The sequence below is a fragment of the Paraburkholderia metrosideri genome (assembly GCF_904848625.1).
Taxonomy (GTDB): Bacteria; Pseudomonadota; Gammaproteobacteria; order Burkholderiales; family Burkholderiaceae; genus Paraburkholderia; species Paraburkholderia metrosideri.
The window spans coordinates 168,981-189,415 of sequence record NZ_CAJHCP010000013.1; the positions used below are offsets into that span (position 1 = coordinate 168,981).

The window sequence follows — 20,435 nt, forward strand, 5'->3', positions numbered from 1 at the left end:
AGCCAGCACGCGACTCGCCCAGACATCCGAGGAGACAACCCCATGAGCAGATCTGTTCCAGACGCGGCCCGGCCGGACCGGGCTGACGCGCTGGCGAGTGCGGTACGCAAGATCAAGTGGCGCGTGCTGCCGCTCTTCGTCGCCATGTTCATCGTCAATTATATTGACCGCGTGAACATTGGCTTCGTGCGTCAGCACCTGAGCGCCGATCTGGGCATCGGCGCTGCCGCCTACGGGCTCGGCGCGGGCCTGTTCTTCGTCAGCTATGCCGTCTTCGAAGTGCCGTCGAACATGCTGATGCAGCGCTTCGGCGCAAAAATATGGCTGACGCGGATCATGGTCACGTGGGGTATGGCCGCGGTCGGCATGGCATTCGTGCGCGGCGAAACATCGTTCTACGTGATGCGTTTGCTGCTCGGCGCCGCTGAAGCCGGCTTCTTCCCCGGCGTGATCTTTTACTTCACGCAATGGCTGCCACGTGACGAACGAGGTAAGGCCATCGCAATCTTCCTGAGCGGCTCGGCGCTTGCGTCGGTGGTGTCCGGCCCGATCTCGGGCGGCCTGATGCTGATCAACGGTGCGGGTCTGCACGGCTGGCAGTGGATGTTCGTGATCGAAGGCATGGCCTCGGTGGTGCTGGCCGGTTTCATCTGGTTCTGGCTCGACTCGAAACCGCGCGATGCCAGGTGGCTGAACCGCGAGGAACAGGATGCGGTGCTCGGCGAGATAGCAGATGAACAGCGTCAAAGGGAGGCAGCGCATGGGGTTAGACCGTCAGCGTGGAAGCTCCTGCGCGACCCCCAAATCCTGATCTTCTGCGTGATCTATTTTTCGGTCTCGCTGACGATCTACGGCGCGACCTTCTGGCTGCCCAGCATCATCCGCAAGATGGGCCATTTCAACGATTTTCAGGTGGGCCTGTTCAATTCGATTCCATGGCTGATCTCGATCGCAGCGATGTACTTTTTCGCGATGCTCGCGGCGCGCTTCAGGTTCCAGCAAGCATGGGTAGCATGCGTGCTGCTGATTGCGGCCCTCGGCATGTATGCGGCTGGCCAGGGCAGTCCCGTTTTTTCATTCGTCGCAATCTGCTTTGCGGCGATTGGCTTCAAAGCGGCGTCGGCTTTGTTCTGGCCGATTCCACAGGGCTATCTGGACGCGCGAATTTCCGCTGCGGTACTGGCGCTGATCAATTCGATCGGCAATCTGGGCGGCTTCGTTGCGCCCGCGGCCTTCGGCCTGCTCGAACAGAAAACCGGATCGATCGAAGGCGGCCTCACGGGATTGGCCGTGATGTCGGTGGTGGCCGCCGGGGCAGTCTTCTTTGCCCGAATGACGCCGCATGAGGGACGGCCTGCGCTTGCGCAGCAATAAAAATTTCTGGAGACATGATGAAAGTAGTAGAAGCCAATAGGGTCGCCGATAAAACGCTCGTCGGCCGCTATCGATGGACCATTTGCGCGATGATTTTCTTTGCCACGACGATCAACTATATGGATCGTCAGATGCTCGGCTTGCTCGCGCCGCTGCTGCAAAAAGACATCGGCTGGAACCAGGTGCAATACGCGCAAACCGTGATGGTCTTCACGGTGACCTATGCAATCGGTCTCGCGACATTCGGCCGGATCGCGGATCGCGTCAGCACCAAAGTGGTCTACGGCAGTGCAATGGCGATGTGGAGCATTGCCGCCATGCTGCACGCGGTGGCCGCCACCGTTCCAGGCTTCGCGGCCGTGCGCGGTTTGCTCGGCTTTGGCGAAGCGGCCAACTTCCCGGTCGCGATTCGCACCACCGCAATCTGGTTTCCGAAAAAGGAACGCGCGTTGGCGACGGGCTTCTGGAACATGGGCGCCACGATCGGTGGCATCGTCGCGCCCGCGTTCGTACCGATCGCCGCCGTGATGTGGGGATGGCGCGCGACCTTCGTCGCTGGGGGCGCAGCAGGGTTCATCTGGCTGGCCGTGTGGATGCTGGTGTATCGGCCGCCTGCGCAACATCCGTCGGTATCGAAGGGCGAACTGGATTACATCAATTCGGACCGCGAGGAAGTCGTCGAGCAATCGGTCAGTTGGCTGTCGGTGCTCAAATACCGCGAAACGTGGGCGTTTGTTTTCGGCAAGCTGCTGACCGATCCAGTGTGGTGGTTCTATCTGTTCTGGCTGCCCAAGTGGCTCAATGAATCGAGACATATCGACATCGGCAATCTCGGTCTGCCGCTGATTGTCATTTACACCATGGCGTCCGTTGGCAGCGTGGCGGGTGGCTGGCTGTCGTCCCGATTGATGGGACGCACCAATAAACCAAACTTCGCGCGCAAGCTGGCGATGGGTATCTGTGCGGTATGCGTGCTGCCAATCGCGACGCTTTCGCATTTCCAGAGCCTCTGGTTCGCAGTTTTCGCCGTCGGCCTTGCAGCCGCGGCTCATCAGGGCTGGTCGGCGAATCTCGTCACGATGGTGGGCGATGTATTTCCGCGCCGTCTGGTCGGCACAGTTGTCGGGATAGGCGGCGTAGCGGGGATGGTCGGCTCGTTCCTGTACTCGGGCGTGATCGGTGAAACGTTGCAGCGTACCGGTCAGTACTGGGCGCTTTTCGCGGTTGGCGCATCGGCGTATCTGGTGGCGCTCGGCATTATTCATCTGCTGATGCCGCGTATGACGCCGGTGAAACTGCGCGAGCAAGGTACTGTTTCGGGCTGAACGGTCGCACCGCTATTTCAACCGCCGCCCTTCCTAAAGTATTTCGACTTTCTGTCGATATAGAGGCTGAGGCGGCGGTCACCGTGGACAGATGACTGCAATCATCCACCCACATAGCGATGCACCGCACATGACCTCCATATCGTCATTGAACGCAGCCCTTCTTACCTCGGTGACGCCGTCATCGAGTACGAATAGCCTTGCCTCGACCGTCAGGATGGCAGCGGGAGAATCACCCAACAATACAGAGTCCACTGTCGTCGCCATTCCGTCAGCGGGCGTCGAATCGCTCCTTGTGTACAGCCAGCAAGGAACGCTGGCGAATGCGGAGCCGATCACCACCTGGGCGTCCAGTCCCACCGACGCCGTTTCCATGACGATGGCGGGCGACTATCTGGCCGGCACGATGTCCGGGCAATTCTATAATCTCGGCAGTGCGCTACTCGATCGTTTCAAGACCACAGGTAGCAATTTTTCGCAGTCGGTTACGGTCAGCTCGGCAGGCGGAACCAGTGCGACCGCGCTATCGGCACCAGGTCCGCAAGGCGAGGTCAAGCTGACGGTTCAAACCGCGAGCGGTATCAAGGTCGATATCGAAATGGACAGCGAAAACGGTACGCTGTCGGTCAGCACGAACAGCAGCGGAACCTTGAGCGACGCCGAGCGTAGCGCGCTCGCCAAACTGGCCGACGGCTTTCAGAAAGCAATCGACGGTCTTGGCGCCTATCCTCCGCAACTCGATCTGAGTGGACTGACACAATACGACTCATCGGTATTGTCGTCGGTCAATATGCAGTTCAATGTAACGAACGACGGGTCGAGCAATATGTCGGCCAACATCTCTCTGGACAGCTCAGACCAAAGCGTGAGCGTCACGGACTCGGACGGCACCATGAAGCTCGATGTCGACATGAGCGACTCCGCCATCTGGGGTTCGGGCGCACAACGCGATCAGGCCATTGCCAGCTATCTCGCGCAGTTCGACAATGCCAACGCAAAGGGCCATGGCAACGCGGCATTGATGTCGATGTTCAAAGACGCATTCACGCAATTGAATAGCGACTACGGGACCTCGTCGCAGCAACTCCCGGGGACTACCTACGCGCCCTGGCTCGCGCAATCGGACCACGCGATGTTGACGGGGCTGGCCGATTTCACCGCATCTATTTCCGACAATGCAACGTCACCGAATCCGTTGATCCTGAGTCAAACCGATACTTTCTCCTATCAGGTTTCGCAAAGCACGCAAACCAAGGGAAATGCGTTGAACGGTACGATTGCGCAAACCCAGCACTCGCATTTGCAGGCAAGCTATCACCAGTCGCTGGCAGGCGGCGAAGTCAAACTCGATAAGTCGCTGGCGTCACAGAGTTACGACTATATTCAGATCAACGACGACGCGAGCAGCACGGTCAATATCACCACTCAGCGCGGCAACCTCATTCAGGCGACGCTCGACAAATCATCGAATCAATCTACGCGCCAATCCGAATACCTGAAGGGTGTGCTTGTTTCGGATGTCGACACGCCAACGACCTCGTCCGACTCCAAGGACCTGCTTTCGTTGCTAAAGCCTTTACTCGCCGATCAGGACGCCGAGGAGAATAGCGGCACCTGGCAACAGGCATTGTCGAACATACATGGGATGATTTTGCTGAACGCAAACGGAAACTGAGATCGGGGAATTGAGCGTCGATCCTGGTTGATCACACTCTCCCTGCGCTCTGGAAGCGCTATAAAGGTGCCGGCAACGAAACGTTCAACCTACTGCGGCGCGTGCTGCATCGTCCCCGCCGGACTCGACGCGGCATTCGACGCACTCCGATGCGCAGAATGACTATCCGTTGCACGCGCACCCTCTTTCCGCGCGTTATCGTCCGATGACATTCCCGAGCGCACGGCCGAACTGGCTCCGTCCGCTTCAGCCGCCGGCCCCGAAGGAGCCACAACGATCGCGCTGCCCAACGCGAATGAGTCATCGCTCAATACAAGCCCGGCGGCCAGAATAGACATCGCGACCACGTTTGCGAATTTCATGTCGATACTCCCAAAAGCGCACCACCCGAGCGACAGCGGCGCGTAAGCAGCGGCACGCCTGAGCGTTACCGGCGAGTGACCCTCTTCGCACTGTTGGCAAGCCACGCGGAGGCACCCGCTCGCAGAAAGATTCGCAATGCGCGAGAGGGGCCGAACGTCAGCGCACCGACGCATAACGCAAGCACAAATGTCACGTGCGGCGCATTGGCGAGAGCGACCGCTGCGCCGGTGGCCGACGTCATCGCATTCCTTTTTTGCCGGCGCGGGTTCAGCCCAATCGCATTTGCTTCACGCAGTGCATCGCGGGATTGCGACATTCGCAGCAGAAGTGCCGCGTGGTCGTCGTGACTGCTCAATGCCTGGCGGTTCATTTGAGTGACTCCCTGAGCGCGTCGAGATCGCTGCGGATTTCCGACTGCACAATGTGTAAAGGCTCCGACAGCTTTTGCGCGCGAGCCACCAGGAACGACACAAACGCCACCACTACCCACAAGATGGCAACGCCCCACACCACGGTCAGAAAATGCGGCGTCCCCCACGCTGTCGCAATGACCGCGATACAAAGGAAAGACAGCGCGAAAAGGGCGGCCACCGCCATCACGACGATGGCGCCGACCTCGCGCACCAAGCGCCTTTTTGTGTGGTCCACTTCCAATGCGATCAGTTCGCTATAGTCCGCGACCCGTTCAATGCAAAACTGGCCTACGTTTCGCCATCTGCTGAGATTTGACTGGAGTGACACGGTGACTCCGAATAAAGTGCCGGCGGTCGCGCGCCATGGGTTTTCGATCGGACCGGCGCGCTATTTACCACGCCACACAACCACGAGAATCCCCATTCATCGCAGAACAGTTCGCATGACGATGGATCCGGCGGGTCTCATCCTCGCAGAGCGTCTGCAACAGGCGTGTACAGGCGACGGTGACGCGGTATCGCGCTTCTTTCTGGGCTCCGCAAGGAACGGGCCTCAGCGCCCCGCACGACTGAGCTGGGTGTGCGGCAATTGCGTAGGGCGAATCAACAGCTCTTCTTGTGTTTAATAGTCTGCAGAAATTAGGTATGCATGTTGCTCCACGAGACCTGCAGCGATCTCCACGCAGAGGCATATATGGTTGAGATAAATACTTCCGGTCAATCCGTCGCTAGCATCGACGGCGACGCCGCGTCGGCCGCCGACATGGCGGGACACTCCGATGCGGACAACCGCGCGCGGGACACGCCGGATCCGGCAACAAGTGGCGCGATGCGTGTCGCGCATCGAGGCGTCGTTCTGACGGTGACTGCCCATAGAAATTCGGAAGGCGCCTGGCTGGCTGCTATTTCGGCCAGCGTCGACGGTCAACCGCTCGACTTGCCGCACGTCGAACCAGCCACGCCCGAGTGGCTGACAGAATCGGAAGCGTTGCGGGCAGGCATTGAGCATGGCTGCTATCTGGTGGACAGATATGTGCCCCATCGATAAAGACGCGAAAAAACTTCATGTCAGACAGGTTGCAGGATTTACGCGTCAGCGGTGTAGCGATATTCAACCTGTGCTTCCAATCAATGCGGAGGATGAGTTGAAAGCAGTTGAGTTTCGATCGCCGCTTTATCTATGATCGACCACACCTGAGCAATTTTCCCTTGATGGAACTCATAGAAAACATTTTCGGCAAACGCGATTCGTTTTCCGTTAACCGGCAGTCCTAGAAATGTGCCGGCAGGCGCACAGTCAAATTGCAGCCGGCTCGCGATGGTTGATGCGTCACAAACAAGTAGCTGAATGTCGAAATGAAGATCCGGGATGTCGCGGAAGTCTTTCTCCAGCATCTCGCGATAGCCCGACAAGCCGATCCTTTTACCGTTGTAGGTCACTTCGTCGCCGACAAACTGCTCCAATTTCGGCCAGTCCTGCTTATTCAGGCAGGCAATATAGCCTCGGTAGATGTCGGAGAGATCGGTTTCGTTCATCACAGTCGCCCTCGCCTTAATGCAATGAGATTAGATACACGCACGGAAGCTTGGCACAAAGTCGTCCGCATCTGCACGAGCATCGACACATCGGGCATTGCTCTACCCGAACTCCAGCTTGATTCCCGCAGAGCGGATTCAACAGATGATTACTCGGCGCGGTCAATCGTGCCGTGTCTGCGAACGCAGGGCTTCGATCGTGCACTGCACCAAAGCAGTTTATGAAGCAACCCTCCTGTCGCCGATCGACGACATTTTCATGCCGCCCCGTTATTTAGCCCAGATATTGGCCGCTTAAGAAAATGGGACAGGTTAGGATATTTAGGGTTCAGACTCTAGAAATCGAAGTTCGATGTTGCAAGTCCCTTTGTCTGACGAGAAATGGCACACGGTCTGCCATCTGTTCGAGCCTGTGACGGCTGGTCGTGGACGACCGCGCAGGCATCCCCGCCAGGTACTGGACGCGATCCTGTGGGTCCTGCTCAATCGGGAAAAATGGCACAGGCTTCCCACCACTTTTCCGCCCACGCAGACCTGTTACGCGAAGTGGCTGGAGTGGAATCGCGACGGAACCATGGCCAGCGTGCTAACGAGCCTCGACCCGGACCGCAGCGTCTTCACTTGCGATCTTTCCACCTAGGTCTTTTGCCACGCAAACGCGTGTCACGTCTCCGCGTTTATGGAGCGGCACGCCGATTTGCGGTTGGTCAACAACAAAATATGTCAATGAAAACGGTCGTACTTCTTTTTATAAACAGAAAATCGTTGGAGATGAATGACGCACTAGAGAATACGGATGGAGATGCCGCCAACGTACAGCGAGACGGCTGTGGCGTTGCCGCGCAAGGTGCGCTTCCGTTGACACGTGCAGCGGCCAGCGTTGCAGACTAGAAGCGTTTGCGAAGACGAGTGCGGCCAGCGCCACGCGCAGCGTGCGTGGACGATGCAGTGCAATCGATAGATACGGCAATGTTCAGACGCGCCGCGTATCGTCACGCGGCTCGAACGCTGCACGCGTCATTGGACTATCCACCGGAACGGCGAGGATCGAATCGATAAACGTGTGAGCGCGGTTTTCACCATACCTGAACGCCTCGTGCTCGGAGAGGAAGTTGAACTGTTCGGGAAAACTTGCAACCGCCTGATCCAGATGAGCTGGCGACGAAACGGTCCACGACACGCGATATCGCCGCGCCATGCCCCCAATGACATGTGTTTTGGCGGGCGTGACATGAACTTCGATTTGGCAGCCGCGGTATGGCGCATAGGATTGGGTAGACATGACATGCCTCCTTTGAAGACCACCGTGCATAAAGCAACACTTCTGTCACCGCATCTAGCGTGCCTGGACGGCGAGCGCTAGTCTCACGAGTCAGGAATCGCTGCCTAACTGTCGCCCGATCGCGCATCCCTGTCGCAGTACAGGCGAATCCATACCTGCCGGCTTCACGAACTCGTCGCGGCGCGTGTCACAAGTGTCTCGTATCCGCCGGACGGAACGTGATCGAGTCAGCGTCGGCAAATTAATCCGCCAACGATTAACGTCCACCGATAAATCGGCGGACGTTTTTTCAGCAACAGATAAACGCTATGCGCTCATCCAGATGGCATTGGGCTAGCCACCTCCTTTCGCCTGATCAGCCGAATTGCCGCCGCTGCTCATAGGTTTCTTCGTCGACTTGTGGGTTGATTTCTTCACGGTACTGGAATGCATCGCAGGGCCAGAAGCCGCCATCGCCCCGGCAGCCGGATTATTTCCGCCCCCTCCCGAAACGTCCGCCCCCGATGGTCCCGCACCGCTGCCGTTGCTGCCGCCACTGCCGCTTCCTCCTGCGCCTGCGCCTGCAGCCAGGGCTGACGTGAGTGAACACGCAGCCACCAGGAATGTCACGCTCACCATTTGTTTGATCTGCATCTTGTGCCTCCATGGAATTTTGATCTGGACGCACACGTTGCACGATCCCAGTCATTCAAATAGCGAGCAACGCTCGTTCCATCCAGCACGTCAATTCGTCGCAGCTAGCTTCGAGCGTCTCGCTTTCGATCCGTCGCCGGATTTTATTTCGGCATCCCGCACATCGGACTCGATTGACAGACATGCCGGCGACCAACCTATGGCCAGTTCCTGAAGGACATGGCGGGCCAACGACCTTTGTCGGGAATCGGCGCATGCCGGTGTTGTGGCGCGCTCAAGCGCCTCGTGATGAACGATTCGATGCACTGCTCGACCACAGTGAGATCGAGAGGCTTGCGAATGAAGACCTTCCACAGCGTAGACAGATGGGCAGGCGGTAACTCGCTCGACGTGAAGACCACCGCGATACCCGCCAACGTTGGGTAGAGCTTCAACCGTTCGCAAAGACCGATGCCATCGAGGCGGGACATATGCCAGTCCGTGACAATCACTTCGGGCAGATACCGGGACGCTTTACTAAGTGCGTCTTCGCCATCGCGAGCCAGCAAAACGTGATGCCCTTGCGCCTCGACAACGAGTCGAAGGGCCCACAGGGAATCAATATCATCATCGACGAGTAGGACCACGGACATAGATTTTCCCCAACTTCGCCTATCCCCCGCAATACGTGTGCCGCCACCGACAAAAAAATTACAGCTCGATTTGTCGCGGAATGATCCTTGCGCACGCGCGCCGGCAACGGCATTTCCTCACCTTGGAATATGCCGGAGACCGCCCATGCGTCCAACTGGCGGCGACTTCATCATCGAGCGTCTTCATGCGCGGGGGGCCCGGCGGGCAGATGGCTATCCCGGCGACGGTATCAACGGTGTATTCGGGGGCACTCGGCCGCGCTCAATCTGCGGCGCAAAACTGCGGACATGACGGACGCGAGCGTCAGTTGCGAAACCCTCCGTGCGTCGAACGCGGTGTCGCAAAGCTAGAGAGGCGAGATTCGGGGTATCCTCTGCGATCTAATTTTGCTGTTCGCTCGTATCTAACGAGCGCACTACCAGCGGCTACTCCGTCACGAAATCACCCATGAAAATCGATCAAGCCGTTGTCGCCGCATTCACGCCTACGGGCAAGCTCCGGGCGTCGATCAATCTCGGCAACCCGATTCTCGTTAATAGAAATCCGCAATCTGGCGCACCCTTTGGCGTTTCTATCGACCTTGCACGGGCATTTGCCGATCGACTCAACGTCGAACTGGAACTGGTGGTCTTCGATACAGCCGGCCAATCGGTGCAAGCGGTCAGTGAAGAGCGCGCCGATTTCGGCTTCTTTGCCATCGATCCGTTGCGCGGAGAAAAGATCGCGTTCACGGCACCGTATGTATTGATCGAAGGCTTCTACCTGGTGCGCGACGAATCGCCGGTCAGAACAAATCGCGATGTCGATCAGACGCACAATCGCGTCGCCGTTGGCAAAGGCAGCGCTTACGACCTTTTTCTGACCCGGGAACTGCAGGCGGCTCAGATCGTTCGCGCGCCGACCTCGCCAACTGTCGTGCAGACCTTCCTCGAACAAAATCTGGAAGTCGCAGCGGGCGTAGAACAACAACTCGAAGCAGATGCACGGAAGACCAGCGGACTCCGGTTGCTCGATGAACGATTTATGGTGATCCAGCAGGCCATGGGAACGCCGAAGAGCCGCGGCGGCGCGGCGGCGAACGCGTTGAGCAACTTTGTAGAAGAGATGAAGGCCTCGGGATTCGTCGCCGACGCGCTGTCGCGGCATGGAATCAACGGCGCGTCCGTGGCACCGCTCGCGGAGTCGCGGGGTAGTTTGGGTTGACTGCGCTGGGAGTGCGGCTATATATCCGAGGCCGCACCCTTATCATCGAAGTGATATCGATGCACTCGATATATGCCGTGAAGGCACGAATGACTTCTTCAATACCCGACGCAAACATCGTCGGTGCGGTGAACCGATTCAGCTACTTGCCGCCGCATCTAGACAACCCCAGTTGCGCCTAATACGCGAGACACGCGGCGGGGACCGGCAGGCAGGTCGCTTTTCAACAACTTCCTGTGCCATCAGTGACGTCGATTCACTACCCTCTCTCTTCCGGATCTTCCCAAACCGGCTGATGAGAACGAGGTAAATCATCGCCTGATTGTCGGCAATCTCTATGTTGACGACACCTTGGTAGAGAGCCGCAATCCGTTGGTTCACAACCCGGATTGTATAAAATATCCATGTGAGGTAGTATAAATCCATGGTCGCGCGAGAGCTATTTCCGGTCTCCCGCTTCAGCTTTCTCTGCCGCTGCATCGAGTTTGTTCTACGTCCGTGGCGCAGTGACTTCAGATCATTCACTTTATCGTTTGAAGGAAACGCAATGAGCGACAACATCTTTACCGGCACCATTCCCGCCCTCATGACGCCGTGTACCGCCGATCGCCAACCCGATTTCGACGCTCTGGTGTCAAAGGGTCGGCAACTGGTTGAGCTCGGAATGAGCGCTGTCGTCTACTGTGGTTCGATGGGCGACTGGCCTCTCTTGACGGAAGCTCAGCGGCAGGAAGGTGTCGCACGTCTGGTTGCTGCGGGCATTCCGACCATCGTCGGCACCGGCGCCGTCAACTCGAAAGAGGCTGTTTCTCACGCTGCTCATGCGGCCAAGGTGGGCGCTCAAGGCTTGATGGTCATCCCGCGCGTGTTGTCGCGCGGTTCTTCGCCAACTGCGCAGAAAGCCCACTTCTCGGCAATTCTTGAAGCCGCGCCGTCACTGCCGGCCGTCATCTACAACAGCCCGTATTACGGCTTTGCCACGCGTGCCGACCTGTTCTTCGAACTGCGCGCCAAATACCCGAATCTCATTGGATTCAAGGAATTCGGCGGCGCAGCCGATATGCGCTATGCCGCCGAACACATTACCTCCCAAAGTGACGACGTCACTCTGATGGCCGGCGTCGACACGCACGTGTTTCATGGTTTCGTGAATTGCGGTGCGACGGGCGCCATCACGGGCATCGGCAATGCATTGCCGCGTGAAGTGCTGCATCTGGTCGACCTGTGCAACAAGGCGCGCAAGGGAGATGTGGTCGCACGCCGTCAGGCGAGAGAACTCGAGTCAGCACTCGCCGTGCTTTCGTCATTCGACGAAGGCACCGACCTCGTCCTGTACTACAAGTATCTGATGGTCCTGAACGGCGACAAGGAGTACACCCTCCATTTCAACGAGACCGACGTGCTGAGCGAGTCCCAGCGGCGCTACGCCGAAGAGCAGTACGGGTTGTTCCGTACGTGGTATGCAAGCTGGGCGAAGGAAAACAACGCGTAAGCTGGACTGGTCATGTAGCCGTCGCCTGGATGGCGACGGCGTTCAGCCGCGACTGGAACCGACCGCTGTATTCGGCGATTCCGCGGAGGTCCCGACGTCGGACCAAAAAGTTTCTAGCTCGCTTCTGGACTGGACGAGGGGGCAGAGTCAGACGGTGGGGTGCTGCTGATATAATGTATACGATTTCCCTTCGAAGAATCACCGAGCGATATCCCTACATGATGAATGCACCAGTCACCAGTTCGCGCCTCCAGGCCACTACCGTCGCAGAGCAGGCTGCGGACGCGCTGCGTCGCAAGATCATCTCTGGTGAATTGCCCGAAGGATTTCAACTGAGACAGGATGCGCTCGCCGCCGAATTCGGCGTTAGTCGCATACCGGTGAGAGAGGCTCTCGTCCAACTCGAAGGGGAAGGACTGGTCAGAATCGTCCCTCATAAAGGCGCGGTTGTATCCGAGTTATCCATCGCCGAGATTAGCGAGCTTTTCATGTTGCGCGGATTGCTCGAACCCATGCTACTGAAAAAATCAGCACCGAAGCTCACGCAAGCCGATTTCGCAGAACTCGACGCAATCCTTGCTGAGTACAAAGCGGAGCTGCACGCACAGCACTCCGCGCGATGGGGTGAACTGAATACAAAGCTGCACGATTTGCTTATGTCGAAAGCAGAGCAACCGCGTACTCTGGCAATCGTCACAAGCCTATTGCAACAAACCGACCGTTACACCCGTTTGCAACTGTCTCTGAGCGTCGAGAGCTGTCAGCGCGCAGAAGAAGAACACGGGGAACTCGTGGGACTATGCAAAAGCGGCGACGTGCGCGCCGCCACGGCTCTTTTGAAACGACACATCGATCACGCCTGCGTAGAGCTTGAGCAATTCATCCTGTCCCGGCGACGTCTCTGATCTCTGATTTTGCCGCTCGTTAGTTTTGCTGGCAATGTTCGTTGGATGCGAACCGCATTCGGCACTAAGACAACTGATTGCCAAGGTTGGCGAGACACCCTTACGTCGCGGCAAGGGCATCCCTCCCTACGCGTGGGAAGCGACATACACGCTCCCCGCGTGGCATAGATTATTTGATACCAACGGTTTGTGACGGAATCCACTTCCCGCCGACGACTTTGTACACGGTAACGCCGCCGTACTTCAAATCGCCATACTGATCATAGGAAAGCTCGTTCGTCGTGACGCCTTTCATCTTCGTCGCCTTGAGCGCTGCCAGGTAAACGTGCGGATCGGTGGACCCGGCAGTCTTCATCGCGTTGAAGACTGCCATCGTGCCATCGTACGCATACGGTGCATACAATTCCACGGGGTGCCCGAAACGCTTCGTATAGCGATCCGAAAAGTCTTTGCCGTTCGGCATTTGAGCAAGCGGGCTGCCTTCCGACGCTGCCAGCGTTCCTTCAGCTGACGAACCCGCAATTTTGATCAGGTTCTCTGACTGAACCATGTCCGGGCCAATCAGGGGCGCCTTGATCGCGAGCGAGCGCATCTGCTTGAGAAGGGGCGCTGCCTGTGTATCGGCTCCGCCATAGAACACGGCATCGACATTCGACGCCTTGATCTTCGTGAGAATCGCCCGGAAATCGACAGCCTTATCGTTCGTATACTCTTCGTCGACTACCGTTGCGCCGGCCGCCTTTACAGCCTTGCTGAACTCTTCCGCGACGCCTTGCCCATAGGCCGTGCGATCGTCCACTATAGCAAAGCGCTTGAACTTGAGCTCCTTCGCCACGTAGTCACCTAGCACTCCACCGAGTTGCGTGTCCGATGTCAAAAGACGGAACGTAGTGGGAAAACCGAGACGTGTATAGCTGGGCGCGGTCGCCATAGCGATTTCAGGAACGCCGGCCTTCGCATAGATCGATGCCGCCGGAATACTCGTGCCGGAGTTGTAGTGACCAATCACAGCGACCACGCCATCGTCTACCAGCTTCTGCGCGACTGTCGTGCCGGTACGCGGGTCAGCCTGATCGTCCTGCGCGTCGAGCACAAAATGCACCGTCTTGCCGCCGATGACGGGGTTCGTCGCATTCATATCCGCGATCGCCATTTCTACGCCGGTCTTGAAGTCGGCGCCGTAATGAGCCTGACCACCGGTGAGAGGTGCAGCGAAACCGATCTTGACGTCGGTGGCCTGCGCGAAGGCGGTCGTGCTGCCAAGCGCGACCGCACCGCAAACGATTCCCGCCATGACGGTGGCAAAGTCACGCGTACGCGACGGAAAACCGCAACCCGAATCACTTTTCAATTTCATTTTCATTTCCTCAGAACTGCGCGTTGGTCATGGAACATAAGTTCTTTTTGTCACCCTATTTAAAAGGACGCCGTACTCAAAAAAGTACACCTGATCATCCCTGTCATTGAGGTGGCAATTTCCCCGGCTTTAAATCACGTCATTTGATACGGATACGACAAAACAATGCGACAGCGTATTGCCGCGCTGCCACTACTTCAATGGCAATCGGGCTTGAAAACGCTATGAGCGTGACAAAGCCCATCAGACAACCCAGCAGCGGGCCGTGCGAATACACGGGATAGCGCACTACGCCGCCCGCACGCAGCAACGCCGTACCTAGCTCGCACACGGTTGCTGACTACGCGATCGCACGAATGGGCATCAATTGGGAGAACAGGCTTGAACCGAATGCTGACGACGGGAACTGCCCGGTCCATTGAATCGTGTTACGACGCACGGCGACACTCTCCTTCGTGAAAAAAGCGCCAAATACGCTGGCGATACGAAGAAGTATCGCTATCCAAATTCAATGAGGCTTGGGGGCTTTCGCGACACAAAGGGACGAATTCGGCATAGTCCGAATTGCGTGGGCGCACCATGCGAGTCGCGCGATGACGCGCTATCGGGGACTACCCGAATATTTCTAGTGCAGGAGAGGTAACGCAGCTAACGTTTGAAATACTGCCAGCTCATTCCGTTGACGGAACGGTACTGCATGCCCTGGGATTCAGCAGTTCGCGATACTGACGTGGCGTAACGCCTACTGTGGCCTTGAATTGCCGCGTAAAGGCGCTGTGGTCGGTATATCCGCAACGCGTAGCGATGTCGGTAATGTTGAGATCGCTCGCCAGCAACTCGGAGGCTGCGTCGAGACGGGTCTTCAGCAACATCTGCCGTGGCGTGAGATGGAATATCTTGTCGAAATACCGCTCAATCTGTGCCACCGACATGTCGATCAAAGTGACGAGGTTTGAGAGCTTGAGCGGTTGCGCGTAATTGTCCTGAATGTATTTCGCTGCTATCGCGAGGCGCTTATAAGCGGGGTGGGTGCTCTCGGCGGCCTGAAGATCGCGGGAGATTCCGGCGACACCGAGCACTCTGCCCTGTGCGTCATGCAGCGGCACTTTTGACGTGAGACACCATCCCGGTCGGTGCCCCGGATAAAGATGCAACTCGAGCTGGTCCATCATCCTGGTGCGCAAGCGCAAAACAGCCTCGTCCTGTGCTGTGTAGATACGGCCAAAACGTACGGGAAAAAGCTGCTCCGCCGTTTTACCATTCAGCGCACGCTTGTCCTTGAAGCCGCAACGCGCCGCCAGCGTCGTGTTAGCGAGCACATAGCGCGCCTCATGGTCCTTGACGAAAAACACCACGTCAGGCATTGCGTCGAACAGCGGCTCCAGCAGCGCAAAATACGCCACCATTTCAGGCAAGCTCGTGTTCTCCAGTGCAGCGGGCAGGACTATTTCGGGCATTGCAATAAGCCATCAATCGGAACCGGCCTGATTATGCCGTCCCATGGCGGCTTGCGCATCGTCGGAGACAGACGGTCTCTGTTTTCGATGCTGCCGGCTTGCGATCCTGGAGGCGGCCTACTCATTCGATTTCACGCAGAGCAAGGTTTCGATTCTTGCTGGCGAGAAAGGGGGGCGCTGCCCGTTGCTCGGCCATCCGAAGCAGAACGCCGCGGCTTCGCCGCATATCTTGCCCTGACACGGGCCCATCCCGCAGCGCGTATGCAGCTTCGCATCTCGCCACGAACGATGCCGCGCGACCTCGCCGAACGTTACGTCTTCGCAGCGGCATAGCAATGTGTCGGGCGCGGCGAGCTTGCGCAATGTCGGATCGAGCGCGAACGCATGGTGCATTCGCGCGGCAAACCGCCTGTATCGTTCCCGCTCTGGAAAGAGCCGTTGCGCTGCGACGTCATTGCCGAGCGCCGCGTAGGCAGCAATACGGCCTTCGACTGACGACAACTCCATGCCACCCACACCCGTACATTCACCCGCCGCGTACACATTGGGCACGGAGGTCGCCTGCGACGCATCAACCATCAGCGACGTACCGCTCAGATTTTCTTCGACACGGCAGCCAACAGCCGTCCCCACCAGAACATTCGGCAGAAGTCCAAAGCCGCACGCGAGACGATCGCAATCGATCCGAATTTCCTCGCTCCCCTTGCGTACGCGTACGTGCGTCAACTGCGTTTCACCGCCGGCTTCCAGAACGTGTGCGCCACACAGGTAACGCGTGCGCCGCAGATCAAAACGCATGCGCAAAGCCTGCAGAACCTTTGCAGGCGTGTGCACGAGGCCAGCGGCGAACCGTAGAACCGATTGCGGAGCGGCTTGCTCCACGATCGCCGCTACGTGTGCACCATGCTCGCGAGCAGTCGCGGCAGCAGCCCAAAGCAGGGGTCCGGTTCCCGCAATCACGACTCGCTCGCCGTGCACTGACATGCCGCCCTTCACGAGCGCCTGCAAGCCGCCCGCGCCGGTGACACCGGGCAATGTCCAGCCAGGATAAGGCAGAAAGCGCTCGCGTGCGCCGGTCGCAAGGATCAGCGTGTTGTAGCCGATCGTCACGCCGCGCTTAGCGTCCTCTATGAGCAGACGCTGGCCCGCTAGCGCCTGGACGACGCGCGAGCCGCTCAGAAGCGTCACGTTTGGGCGCTGTGCAAGCGCACCGACCAGTTCTTTGGCGCGCCCTGTTGGCGGATGGTCCGGACCTTGACGCCAGATCTGGCCACCCGGCAACGCGTTGTCGTCGATGATGCCGACCGTCGATCCTGCGTTCGCCGCAACATGCGCGGCGCTCATCCCTGCTGGCCCAGCGCCAATCACCAGGATGTCGAAATTCATTGTCCGTCCCTTCCAGTCGTCACTGCCATACCGGTCTCGACTATCGTCTGGCACGCAAGCCGATGCGGTGCGCCGTCGATAGTCACGCGGCACTCCTGACACACGCCCATGCCGCACAAAGGACCGCGTAACGCGCCATGCACGGAGCGGCGCGTGACGACACCTGCACTGCCCGCTGCGATCGCGATAGCGGTTACCACGGAGCTTCCTGCTGCGACGGCAACACGACGACCATCGACGTCGAGCACAACCGTCACGGTCGCGTTAGCCATGCGCAACTCCCATGGTCGAAAAGCGCGCGGGCAGATACGGCGCGGGGTCAATTCGCAAGCCGTCTTCCGCGGACAGGATCTGCGCCGCGATCAGTTTGGCCGTGGCGAGCGCCGTAGTGACGCCAAGCCCCTCGTGGCCTGTGGCCAGCCATGTCGACGGATGGCAGCCTTCGTGCGCGAACTGAGCGGCCGGGCCGATCAGCGGCAGGCCATCACGGGTCGCGGGTCGCAGACCGGTCCATCCACGGATGGCGTTGAGCGAGCGCAGCTTCGGTAAATATTCGGTAGCCCGCAGCAGCATCCGGGAGAGGACTTCTGGTTCGATCGCGGCATCGACATGGTCGAATTGGCGCGATGAGCCGATCAGCAATTGCCCAGTGGGACGCGGCTGAACGTTGAACGCTACCGAGGTGCCACTGGAGTTGTGCGCGCTCTTGATATAACCGAGTTCGAGAATCTGATGACGCACAGTGCCGGGGTAACGATCCGTGATCAGCAGGTGGCCTTTCTTTCCCTGCATGGGCAGACCGGGCAGAAGTTCGACCGCCTGCAAGCCGCTCGCGATCAACACTGCGCCCGCCGCGATCGTCTCGCCATCGGCAAGCACCACGCCGGCGCGATCCACACGCGCTACGGCGGTGTCTAGCCGGCAGTCGATGCGCCCCTTCACCGGCTGCTCTAGCAGCCACGCGGCGACGGTGGGCGCATAGACCACGCCGTCGTCGGGCACGATCATGCCGCCGCGCAAGCCCTCGCGCAGTTCGGGCTCGGCCTCCCGCACCTGCCTGGCATCCAGCATCGTGCACGCAACCCCCCGCTGGGTAAGCGCTTGCTGGCGGATCTGGGCCAACTCGTATTCCTCGTCGTCGGCGGCGACCCACACTGTGCCGCACCGGACGAACGCGTGCCGCGCATCGAGCCGGGGCCCCAATTCAAGCCACAATTCACGCGACCATGCCGAGAGCGCAAACTCGGCGGCCGAATCGTCCATCACGACGAGATGGCCCATCCCCGCAGCCGTCACTCCGCCACCAATGCCAGCGCGATCAATCACGAGAACGTTCGCGCCTCGCTGTGCCAGTTCGTGCCCACACGCGGCTCCGACAATACCCGCGCCAATGACAACCACGTCAGGACGAGAAGCCGTCGTTACCATCACGCGTTGATACCCCACGCGAACGGGTCCTGGTCGGAGAAAATGAACTTAGATTCTGCGTTGACATGAGCCATGCCGCGAATACTTGGGCGCACGTACCCGGGCGCAAGATCAGCGCCCGTCTCGTAGCTCGCCTCGAACACGCTGCCGATGATGCTCTCCTGGCGCCACAACGCACCCGCCTCCAGCTGACCGTCGGCCGCGAGGCAGGCAATCTTCGCGCTCGTCCCAGTGCCGCAGGGCGAACGGTCGTAGGCTTTGCCGGGACACAGCACGAAGTTACGGCTGTCGATGCCGGGTCGACTGGACTTCGCGAACAATTCGATGTGATCAATCAGCGCTCCGTCCTCGCCGGTGATCCCGTTAGCCTCGAGCGCCTCACGAATGGCCCAGCTGACATCCGTTAGCGTTTCGACGTTGGAAAACTCAAGGCTCTGACCATGATCAGAGACGAGGAAGAACCAGTTTCCGCCCCACGCGATGTCGCCATGCAAGCGGCCCACACCTGGAACGTCGACAGGTACGGCCTGGCGATAACGAAAGGCCGGCACATTGCGCACGGTCACGCTATGGTCGTCATGCAGTTGCGCTTCGACGACGCCGACCGGTGTGTCAATGCGATGGACACCCGGCGCCACGCGCCCCATGTGGGCGAGCGACGCCATCAGGCCGATCGTGCCATGCCCGCACATGCCCAAAAAGCCCACATTGTTGAAAAAGATGACGCCAGCCGTGCAGTCTGCAGTGTGCGGCTCGCATAGCAGCGCGCCAACCATGACATCGGAGCCGCGAGGCTCGTTAACCACGCCTGCGCGCACGCGATCAAAATCACGCCGGAAAATTTCAAGCCGTTCCGAAAGCGGACCACGGCCCAGCTCTGGGCCGCCTTCGATCACGAGCCGCGTAGGCTCGCCACCGGTATGCGAGTCGATGACAGTGAGGGTTTTCATGGCGACCATCGTAAGGCGGGCACGCAGAGCCGTCTTGTCGAAACGGCCCGTTGGCAATGACGATTTCGGCATAGAACGACCAGACTGACCCTGTGGGGTGGTCGTTCTTCGGGTGTCAGATCTGGCGCTTTGATCGTAAAAGGCGCGCCTGATCAATGACTTCCCGGCAATCGCCAACGCGCACGGGGCTTGCTGCGAGCGGCTTCGCTCGATGATACCGCCGGATTGGGCACGGAACAGTCGGATGGCAGCTTCGTGAATCAGGCAACCCGCCCTCCTGATCCTAAACCGTCACTGCAACACGCACGGTCGAAATGAACGCTTCAAGCGGAACAGCCGCCGCGTTCATTGATGAAGTGCATTCATATCAACATCATCAAGGCATCGAGGCAAACTTGCGCCGAAGTTGTCCGACGGACAGCCACAACGCGGAGGCAAGAAAATAGATCGCCCCTACGCCTGCGTAGCCGGCCACTTTGACAATCGCGGGAGGCACCGGTGCATGGGCCTGCGCGATAAAAAGCACACCCGCCAACGCCGATTGGCCTCCGCTCAGAATCATTGCCCATTGCGCACCAAAACGCTTCCTGCGGCGGACAGCCGTGGCGAGTTGAAGCAATCCGGACATAACGGCCCAGACTCCGAATACATCGAGCACCGAGCTTGTGTCGATGTGCAACACAACAATCACCGCAATTGCGACAGCCGAGCTAGCAAAGACATTGAAAGCCTGCGTAAAATTTTCGCGCACTCCACCGCTGCGCGACATATCGACGTAATTGGCCAGCGCGTCCCATACGGGATAGACAATAAGCAGTGCGGCTCCGATCGCCGTGACGTGCTGTCCAATGGTGAACGCAAGCGCAACCCAGACGGCAGAGAACGCGGCACGGGTAAAGTAAAAGTATTTGAGCCACCGCTCACCCTGAAGACGAGTGGTTTCCGAAAAATGAGCAGTCATTGAAACTCCTTAGAAAATTTTCGTGGTGCGATGATCTCTCGGCAGATCCGCAAGAGCGTCAT

22 protein-coding genes and 1 pseudogene are annotated in these 20,435 nt (G+C 58.7%); 8 read left to right on the top strand and 15 right to left on the bottom strand.

Going from position 1 to position 20,435, the window contains the following annotated elements:
• The first annotated feature begins 42 nt into the window (after nt 1-42).
• From LMG28727_RS26715 to LMG28727_RS26725, 3 genes are all read left to right on the top strand, one after another.
• Entirely contained in the window at nt 43-1,374 is a 1,332-nt protein-coding gene (locus LMG28727_RS26715) for an MFS transporter (RefSeq protein WP_201645326.1), read from the top strand.
• 89 nt (nt 1,375-1,463) lie between these two features.
• Nucleotides 1,464-2,699, top strand: coding sequence for an MFS transporter (locus tag LMG28727_RS26720; protein ID WP_407945873.1), 1,236 nt, complete (start codon nt 1,464-1,466; stop codon nt 2,697-2,699).
• Nucleotides 2,700-2,829: 130 nt separating this feature from the next.
• A complete protein-coding gene (locus LMG28727_RS26725; protein WP_201645327.1) occupies nt 2,830-4,374 on the top strand; it encodes a hypothetical protein in 1,545 nt (514 codons plus the stop codon).
• 89 nt (nt 4,375-4,463) lie between these two features.
• On the opposite strand, the gene LMG28727_RS26730 is transcribed toward LMG28727_RS26725, so the two are convergent.
• Nucleotides 4,464-4,736, bottom strand: coding sequence for a hypothetical protein (locus LMG28727_RS26730; RefSeq protein ID WP_201645328.1), 273 nt, complete (start codon nt 4,734-4,736; stop codon nt 4,464-4,466).
• Nucleotides 4,737-5,103: 367 nt separating this feature from the next.
• The gene (locus tag LMG28727_RS26735; protein ID WP_201645329.1) at nt 5,104-5,478 is read right to left on the bottom strand and encodes a phage holin family protein; all 375 of its coding nucleotides are present in this window, start codon (nt 5,476-5,478) and stop codon (nt 5,104-5,106) included.
• 366 nt (nt 5,479-5,844) lie between these two features.
• Here LMG28727_RS26735 and LMG28727_RS26740 point away from each other — a divergent pair, with 366 nt between their 5' ends.
• Nucleotides 5,845-6,198 carry a DUF6566 family protein gene (locus LMG28727_RS26740; protein WP_236592371.1) on the top strand — a complete coding sequence of 118 codons (354 nt, stop codon included), beginning with the start codon at nt 5,845-5,847 and terminating at the stop codon, nt 6,196-6,198.
• A gap of 80 nt (nt 6,199-6,278) precedes the next feature.
• Here the strand turns inward: LMG28727_RS26740 and LMG28727_RS26745 are convergent, their stop codons facing one another.
• Nucleotides 6,279-6,686 carry an ester cyclase gene (locus tag LMG28727_RS26745; RefSeq protein ID WP_201645330.1) on the bottom strand — a complete coding sequence of 136 codons (408 nt, stop codon included), beginning with the start codon at nt 6,684-6,686 and terminating at the stop codon, nt 6,279-6,281.
• 352 nt (nt 6,687-7,038) lie between these two features.
• Between LMG28727_RS26745 and LMG28727_RS34840 the strand changes: the two genes are divergently transcribed.
• On the top strand, nt 7,039-7,326 hold the full coding sequence (locus LMG28727_RS34840; protein ID WP_201645331.1) for a transposase: 288 nt from the start codon (nt 7,039-7,041) through the stop codon (nt 7,324-7,326).
• A gap of 333 nt (nt 7,327-7,659) precedes the next feature.
• Here LMG28727_RS34840 and LMG28727_RS26755 read toward each other — a convergent pair whose 3' ends face one another.
• From LMG28727_RS26755 to LMG28727_RS26765, 3 genes are all read right to left on the bottom strand, one after another.
• Nucleotides 7,660-7,968: a hypothetical protein gene (locus LMG28727_RS26755; protein WP_201645332.1), complete on the bottom strand. Its 309-nt coding sequence runs from the start codon at nt 7,966-7,968 to the stop codon at nt 7,660-7,662.
• 333 nt (nt 7,969-8,301) lie between these two features.
• Nucleotides 8,302-8,601, bottom strand: a complete 300-nt coding sequence (locus tag LMG28727_RS26760) for a hypothetical protein (RefSeq protein WP_201645334.1) — start codon at nt 8,599-8,601, stop codon at nt 8,302-8,304.
• Nucleotides 8,602-8,798: 197 nt separating this feature from the next.
• Nucleotides 8,799-9,233, bottom strand: a complete 435-nt coding sequence (locus LMG28727_RS26765) for a response regulator (RefSeq protein WP_201645336.1) — start codon at nt 9,231-9,233, stop codon at nt 8,799-8,801.
• Nucleotides 9,234-9,681: 448 nt separating this feature from the next.
• Here LMG28727_RS26765 and LMG28727_RS26770 point away from each other — a divergent pair, with 448 nt between their 5' ends.
• On the top strand, nt 9,682-10,437 hold the full coding sequence (locus LMG28727_RS26770) for an ABC transporter substrate-binding protein (protein WP_201645337.1): 756 nt from the start codon (nt 9,682-9,684) through the stop codon (nt 10,435-10,437).
• 138 nt (nt 10,438-10,575) lie between these two features.
• On the opposite strand, the gene LMG28727_RS26775 is transcribed toward LMG28727_RS26770, so the two are convergent.
• Nucleotides 10,576-10,998, bottom strand: coding sequence for a hypothetical protein (locus tag LMG28727_RS26775; RefSeq protein ID WP_201645339.1), 423 nt, complete (start codon nt 10,996-10,998; stop codon nt 10,576-10,578).
• Between LMG28727_RS26775 and LMG28727_RS26780 the strand changes: the two genes are divergently transcribed.
• Nucleotides 10,985-11,929, top strand: a complete 945-nt coding sequence (locus LMG28727_RS26780; RefSeq protein ID WP_201645341.1) for a dihydrodipicolinate synthase family protein — start codon at nt 10,985-10,987, stop codon at nt 11,927-11,929. The genes LMG28727_RS26775 and LMG28727_RS26780 overlap by 14 nt on opposite strands.
• A gap of 218 nt (nt 11,930-12,147) precedes the next feature.
• A complete protein-coding gene (locus LMG28727_RS26785) occupies nt 12,148-12,834 on the top strand; it encodes a GntR family transcriptional regulator (protein ID WP_407945872.1) in 687 nt (228 codons plus the stop codon).
• A 169-nt stretch (nt 12,835-13,003) separates the two neighbouring features.
• Here the strand turns inward: LMG28727_RS26785 and LMG28727_RS26790 are convergent, their stop codons facing one another.
• From LMG28727_RS26790 to LMG28727_RS26825, 8 genes and pseudogenes are all read right to left on the bottom strand, one after another.
• Nucleotides 13,004-14,128 (bottom strand): branched-chain amino acid ABC transporter substrate-binding protein, encoded by a 1,125-nt coding sequence (locus tag LMG28727_RS26790; protein WP_201645415.1) that lies wholly within the window; start codon nt 14,126-14,128, stop codon nt 13,004-13,006.
• Between the two features lie 223 nt (nt 14,129-14,351).
• Nucleotides 14,352-14,519: pseudogene (locus LMG28727_RS26795) on the bottom strand (aspartate:proton symporter); the annotation flags it as partial.
• A 343-nt stretch (nt 14,520-14,862) separates the two neighbouring features.
• Nucleotides 14,863-15,648, bottom strand: coding sequence for an AraC family transcriptional regulator (locus LMG28727_RS26800; protein WP_236592373.1), 786 nt, complete (start codon nt 15,646-15,648; stop codon nt 14,863-14,865).
• 117 nt (nt 15,649-15,765) lie between these two features.
• Nucleotides 15,766-17,034, bottom strand: a complete 1,269-nt coding sequence (locus LMG28727_RS26805) for an FAD-dependent oxidoreductase (RefSeq protein ID WP_201645343.1) — start codon at nt 17,032-17,034, stop codon at nt 15,766-15,768.
• A complete protein-coding gene (locus LMG28727_RS26810; protein ID WP_201645345.1) occupies nt 17,031-17,306 on the bottom strand; it encodes a 2Fe-2S iron-sulfur cluster-binding protein in 276 nt (91 codons plus the stop codon). Before LMG28727_RS26810 ends, LMG28727_RS26805 begins: the two co-directional genes overlap by 4 nt.
• The gene (locus LMG28727_RS26815; protein WP_201645417.1) at nt 17,299-18,462 is read right to left on the bottom strand and encodes an NAD(P)/FAD-dependent oxidoreductase; all 1,164 of its coding nucleotides are present in this window, start codon (nt 18,460-18,462) and stop codon (nt 17,299-17,301) included. The genes LMG28727_RS26810 and LMG28727_RS26815 overlap by 8 nt, the downstream gene beginning before the upstream one ends.
• Nucleotides 18,462-19,421, bottom strand: coding sequence for a 4-hydroxyproline epimerase (locus LMG28727_RS26820; protein ID WP_201645346.1), 960 nt, complete (start codon nt 19,419-19,421; stop codon nt 18,462-18,464). Before LMG28727_RS26820 ends, LMG28727_RS26815 begins: the two co-directional genes overlap by 1 nt.
• A 367-nt stretch (nt 19,422-19,788) precedes the next feature.
• Nucleotides 19,789-20,373 (bottom strand): DUF308 domain-containing protein, encoded by a 585-nt coding sequence (locus LMG28727_RS26825; RefSeq protein ID WP_201645347.1) that lies wholly within the window; start codon nt 20,371-20,373, stop codon nt 19,789-19,791.
• Nucleotides 20,374-20,435 lie beyond the last annotated feature (62 nt).

Bases quoted from the DNA above. Each gene is read 5' to 3' on its own strand.
- LMG28727_RS26715 (WP_201645326.1), top strand. From the start codon at position 43: ATGAGCAGATCTGTTCCAGACGCGGCCCGGCCGGACCGGGCTGACGCG.
- LMG28727_RS26720 (WP_407945873.1), top strand. From the start codon at position 1,464: ATGATTTTCTTTGCCACGACGATCAACTATATGGATCGTCAGATGCTC.
- LMG28727_RS26725 (WP_201645327.1), top strand. From the start codon at position 2,830: ATGACCTCCATATCGTCATTGAACGCAGCCCTTCTTACCTCGGTGACG.
- LMG28727_RS26730 (WP_201645328.1), bottom strand. From the start codon at position 4,736: ATGAAATTCGCAAACGTGGTCGCGATGTCTATTCTGGCCGCCGGGCTT.
- LMG28727_RS26740 (WP_236592371.1), top strand. From the start codon at position 5,845: ATGGTTGAGATAAATACTTCCGGTCAATCCGTCGCTAGCATCGACGGC.
- LMG28727_RS26745 (WP_201645330.1), bottom strand. From the start codon at position 6,686: ATGAACGAAACCGATCTCTCCGACATCTACCGAGGCTATATTGCCTGC.
- LMG28727_RS34840 (WP_201645331.1), top strand. From the start codon at position 7,039: ATGTTGCAAGTCCCTTTGTCTGACGAGAAATGGCACACGGTCTGCCAT.
- LMG28727_RS26755 (WP_201645332.1), bottom strand. From the start codon at position 7,968: ATGTCTACCCAATCCTATGCGCCATACCGCGGCTGCCAAATCGAAGTT.
- LMG28727_RS26760 (WP_201645334.1), bottom strand. From the start codon at position 8,601: ATGCAGATCAAACAAATGGTGAGCGTGACATTCCTGGTGGCTGCGTGT.
- LMG28727_RS26765 (WP_201645336.1), bottom strand. From the start codon at position 9,233: ATGTCCGTGGTCCTACTCGTCGATGATGATATTGATTCCCTGTGGGCC.
- LMG28727_RS26770 (WP_201645337.1), top strand. From the start codon at position 9,682: ATGAAAATCGATCAAGCCGTTGTCGCCGCATTCACGCCTACGGGCAAG.
- LMG28727_RS26780 (WP_201645341.1), top strand. From the start codon at position 10,985: ATGAGCGACAACATCTTTACCGGCACCATTCCCGCCCTCATGACGCCG.
- LMG28727_RS26775 (WP_201645339.1), bottom strand. From the start codon at position 10,998: ATGTTGTCGCTCATTGCGTTTCCTTCAAACGATAAAGTGAATGATCTG.
- LMG28727_RS26785 (WP_407945872.1), top strand. From the start codon at position 12,148: ATGATGAATGCACCAGTCACCAGTTCGCGCCTCCAGGCCACTACCGTC.
- LMG28727_RS26790 (WP_201645415.1), bottom strand. From the start codon at position 14,128: ATGGCGGGAATCGTTTGCGGTGCGGTCGCGCTTGGCAGCACGACCGCC.
- LMG28727_RS26800 (WP_236592373.1), bottom strand. From the start codon at position 15,648: ATGCCCGAAATAGTCCTGCCCGCTGCACTGGAGAACACGAGCTTGCCT.
- LMG28727_RS26805 (WP_201645343.1), bottom strand. From the start codon at position 17,034: ATGAATTTCGACATCCTGGTGATTGGCGCTGGGCCAGCAGGGATGAGC.
- LMG28727_RS26810 (WP_201645345.1), bottom strand. From the start codon at position 17,306: ATGGCTAACGCGACCGTGACGGTTGTGCTCGACGTCGATGGTCGTCGT.
- LMG28727_RS26815 (WP_201645417.1), bottom strand. From the start codon at position 18,462: ATGGTAACGACGGCTTCTCGTCCTGACGTGGTTGTCATTGGCGCGGGT.
- LMG28727_RS26820 (WP_201645346.1), bottom strand. From the start codon at position 19,421: ATGGTCGCCATGAAAACCCTCACTGTCATCGACTCGCATACCGGTGGC.
- LMG28727_RS26825 (WP_201645347.1), bottom strand. From the start codon at position 20,373: ATGACTGCTCATTTTTCGGAAACCACTCGTCTTCAGGGTGAGCGGTGG.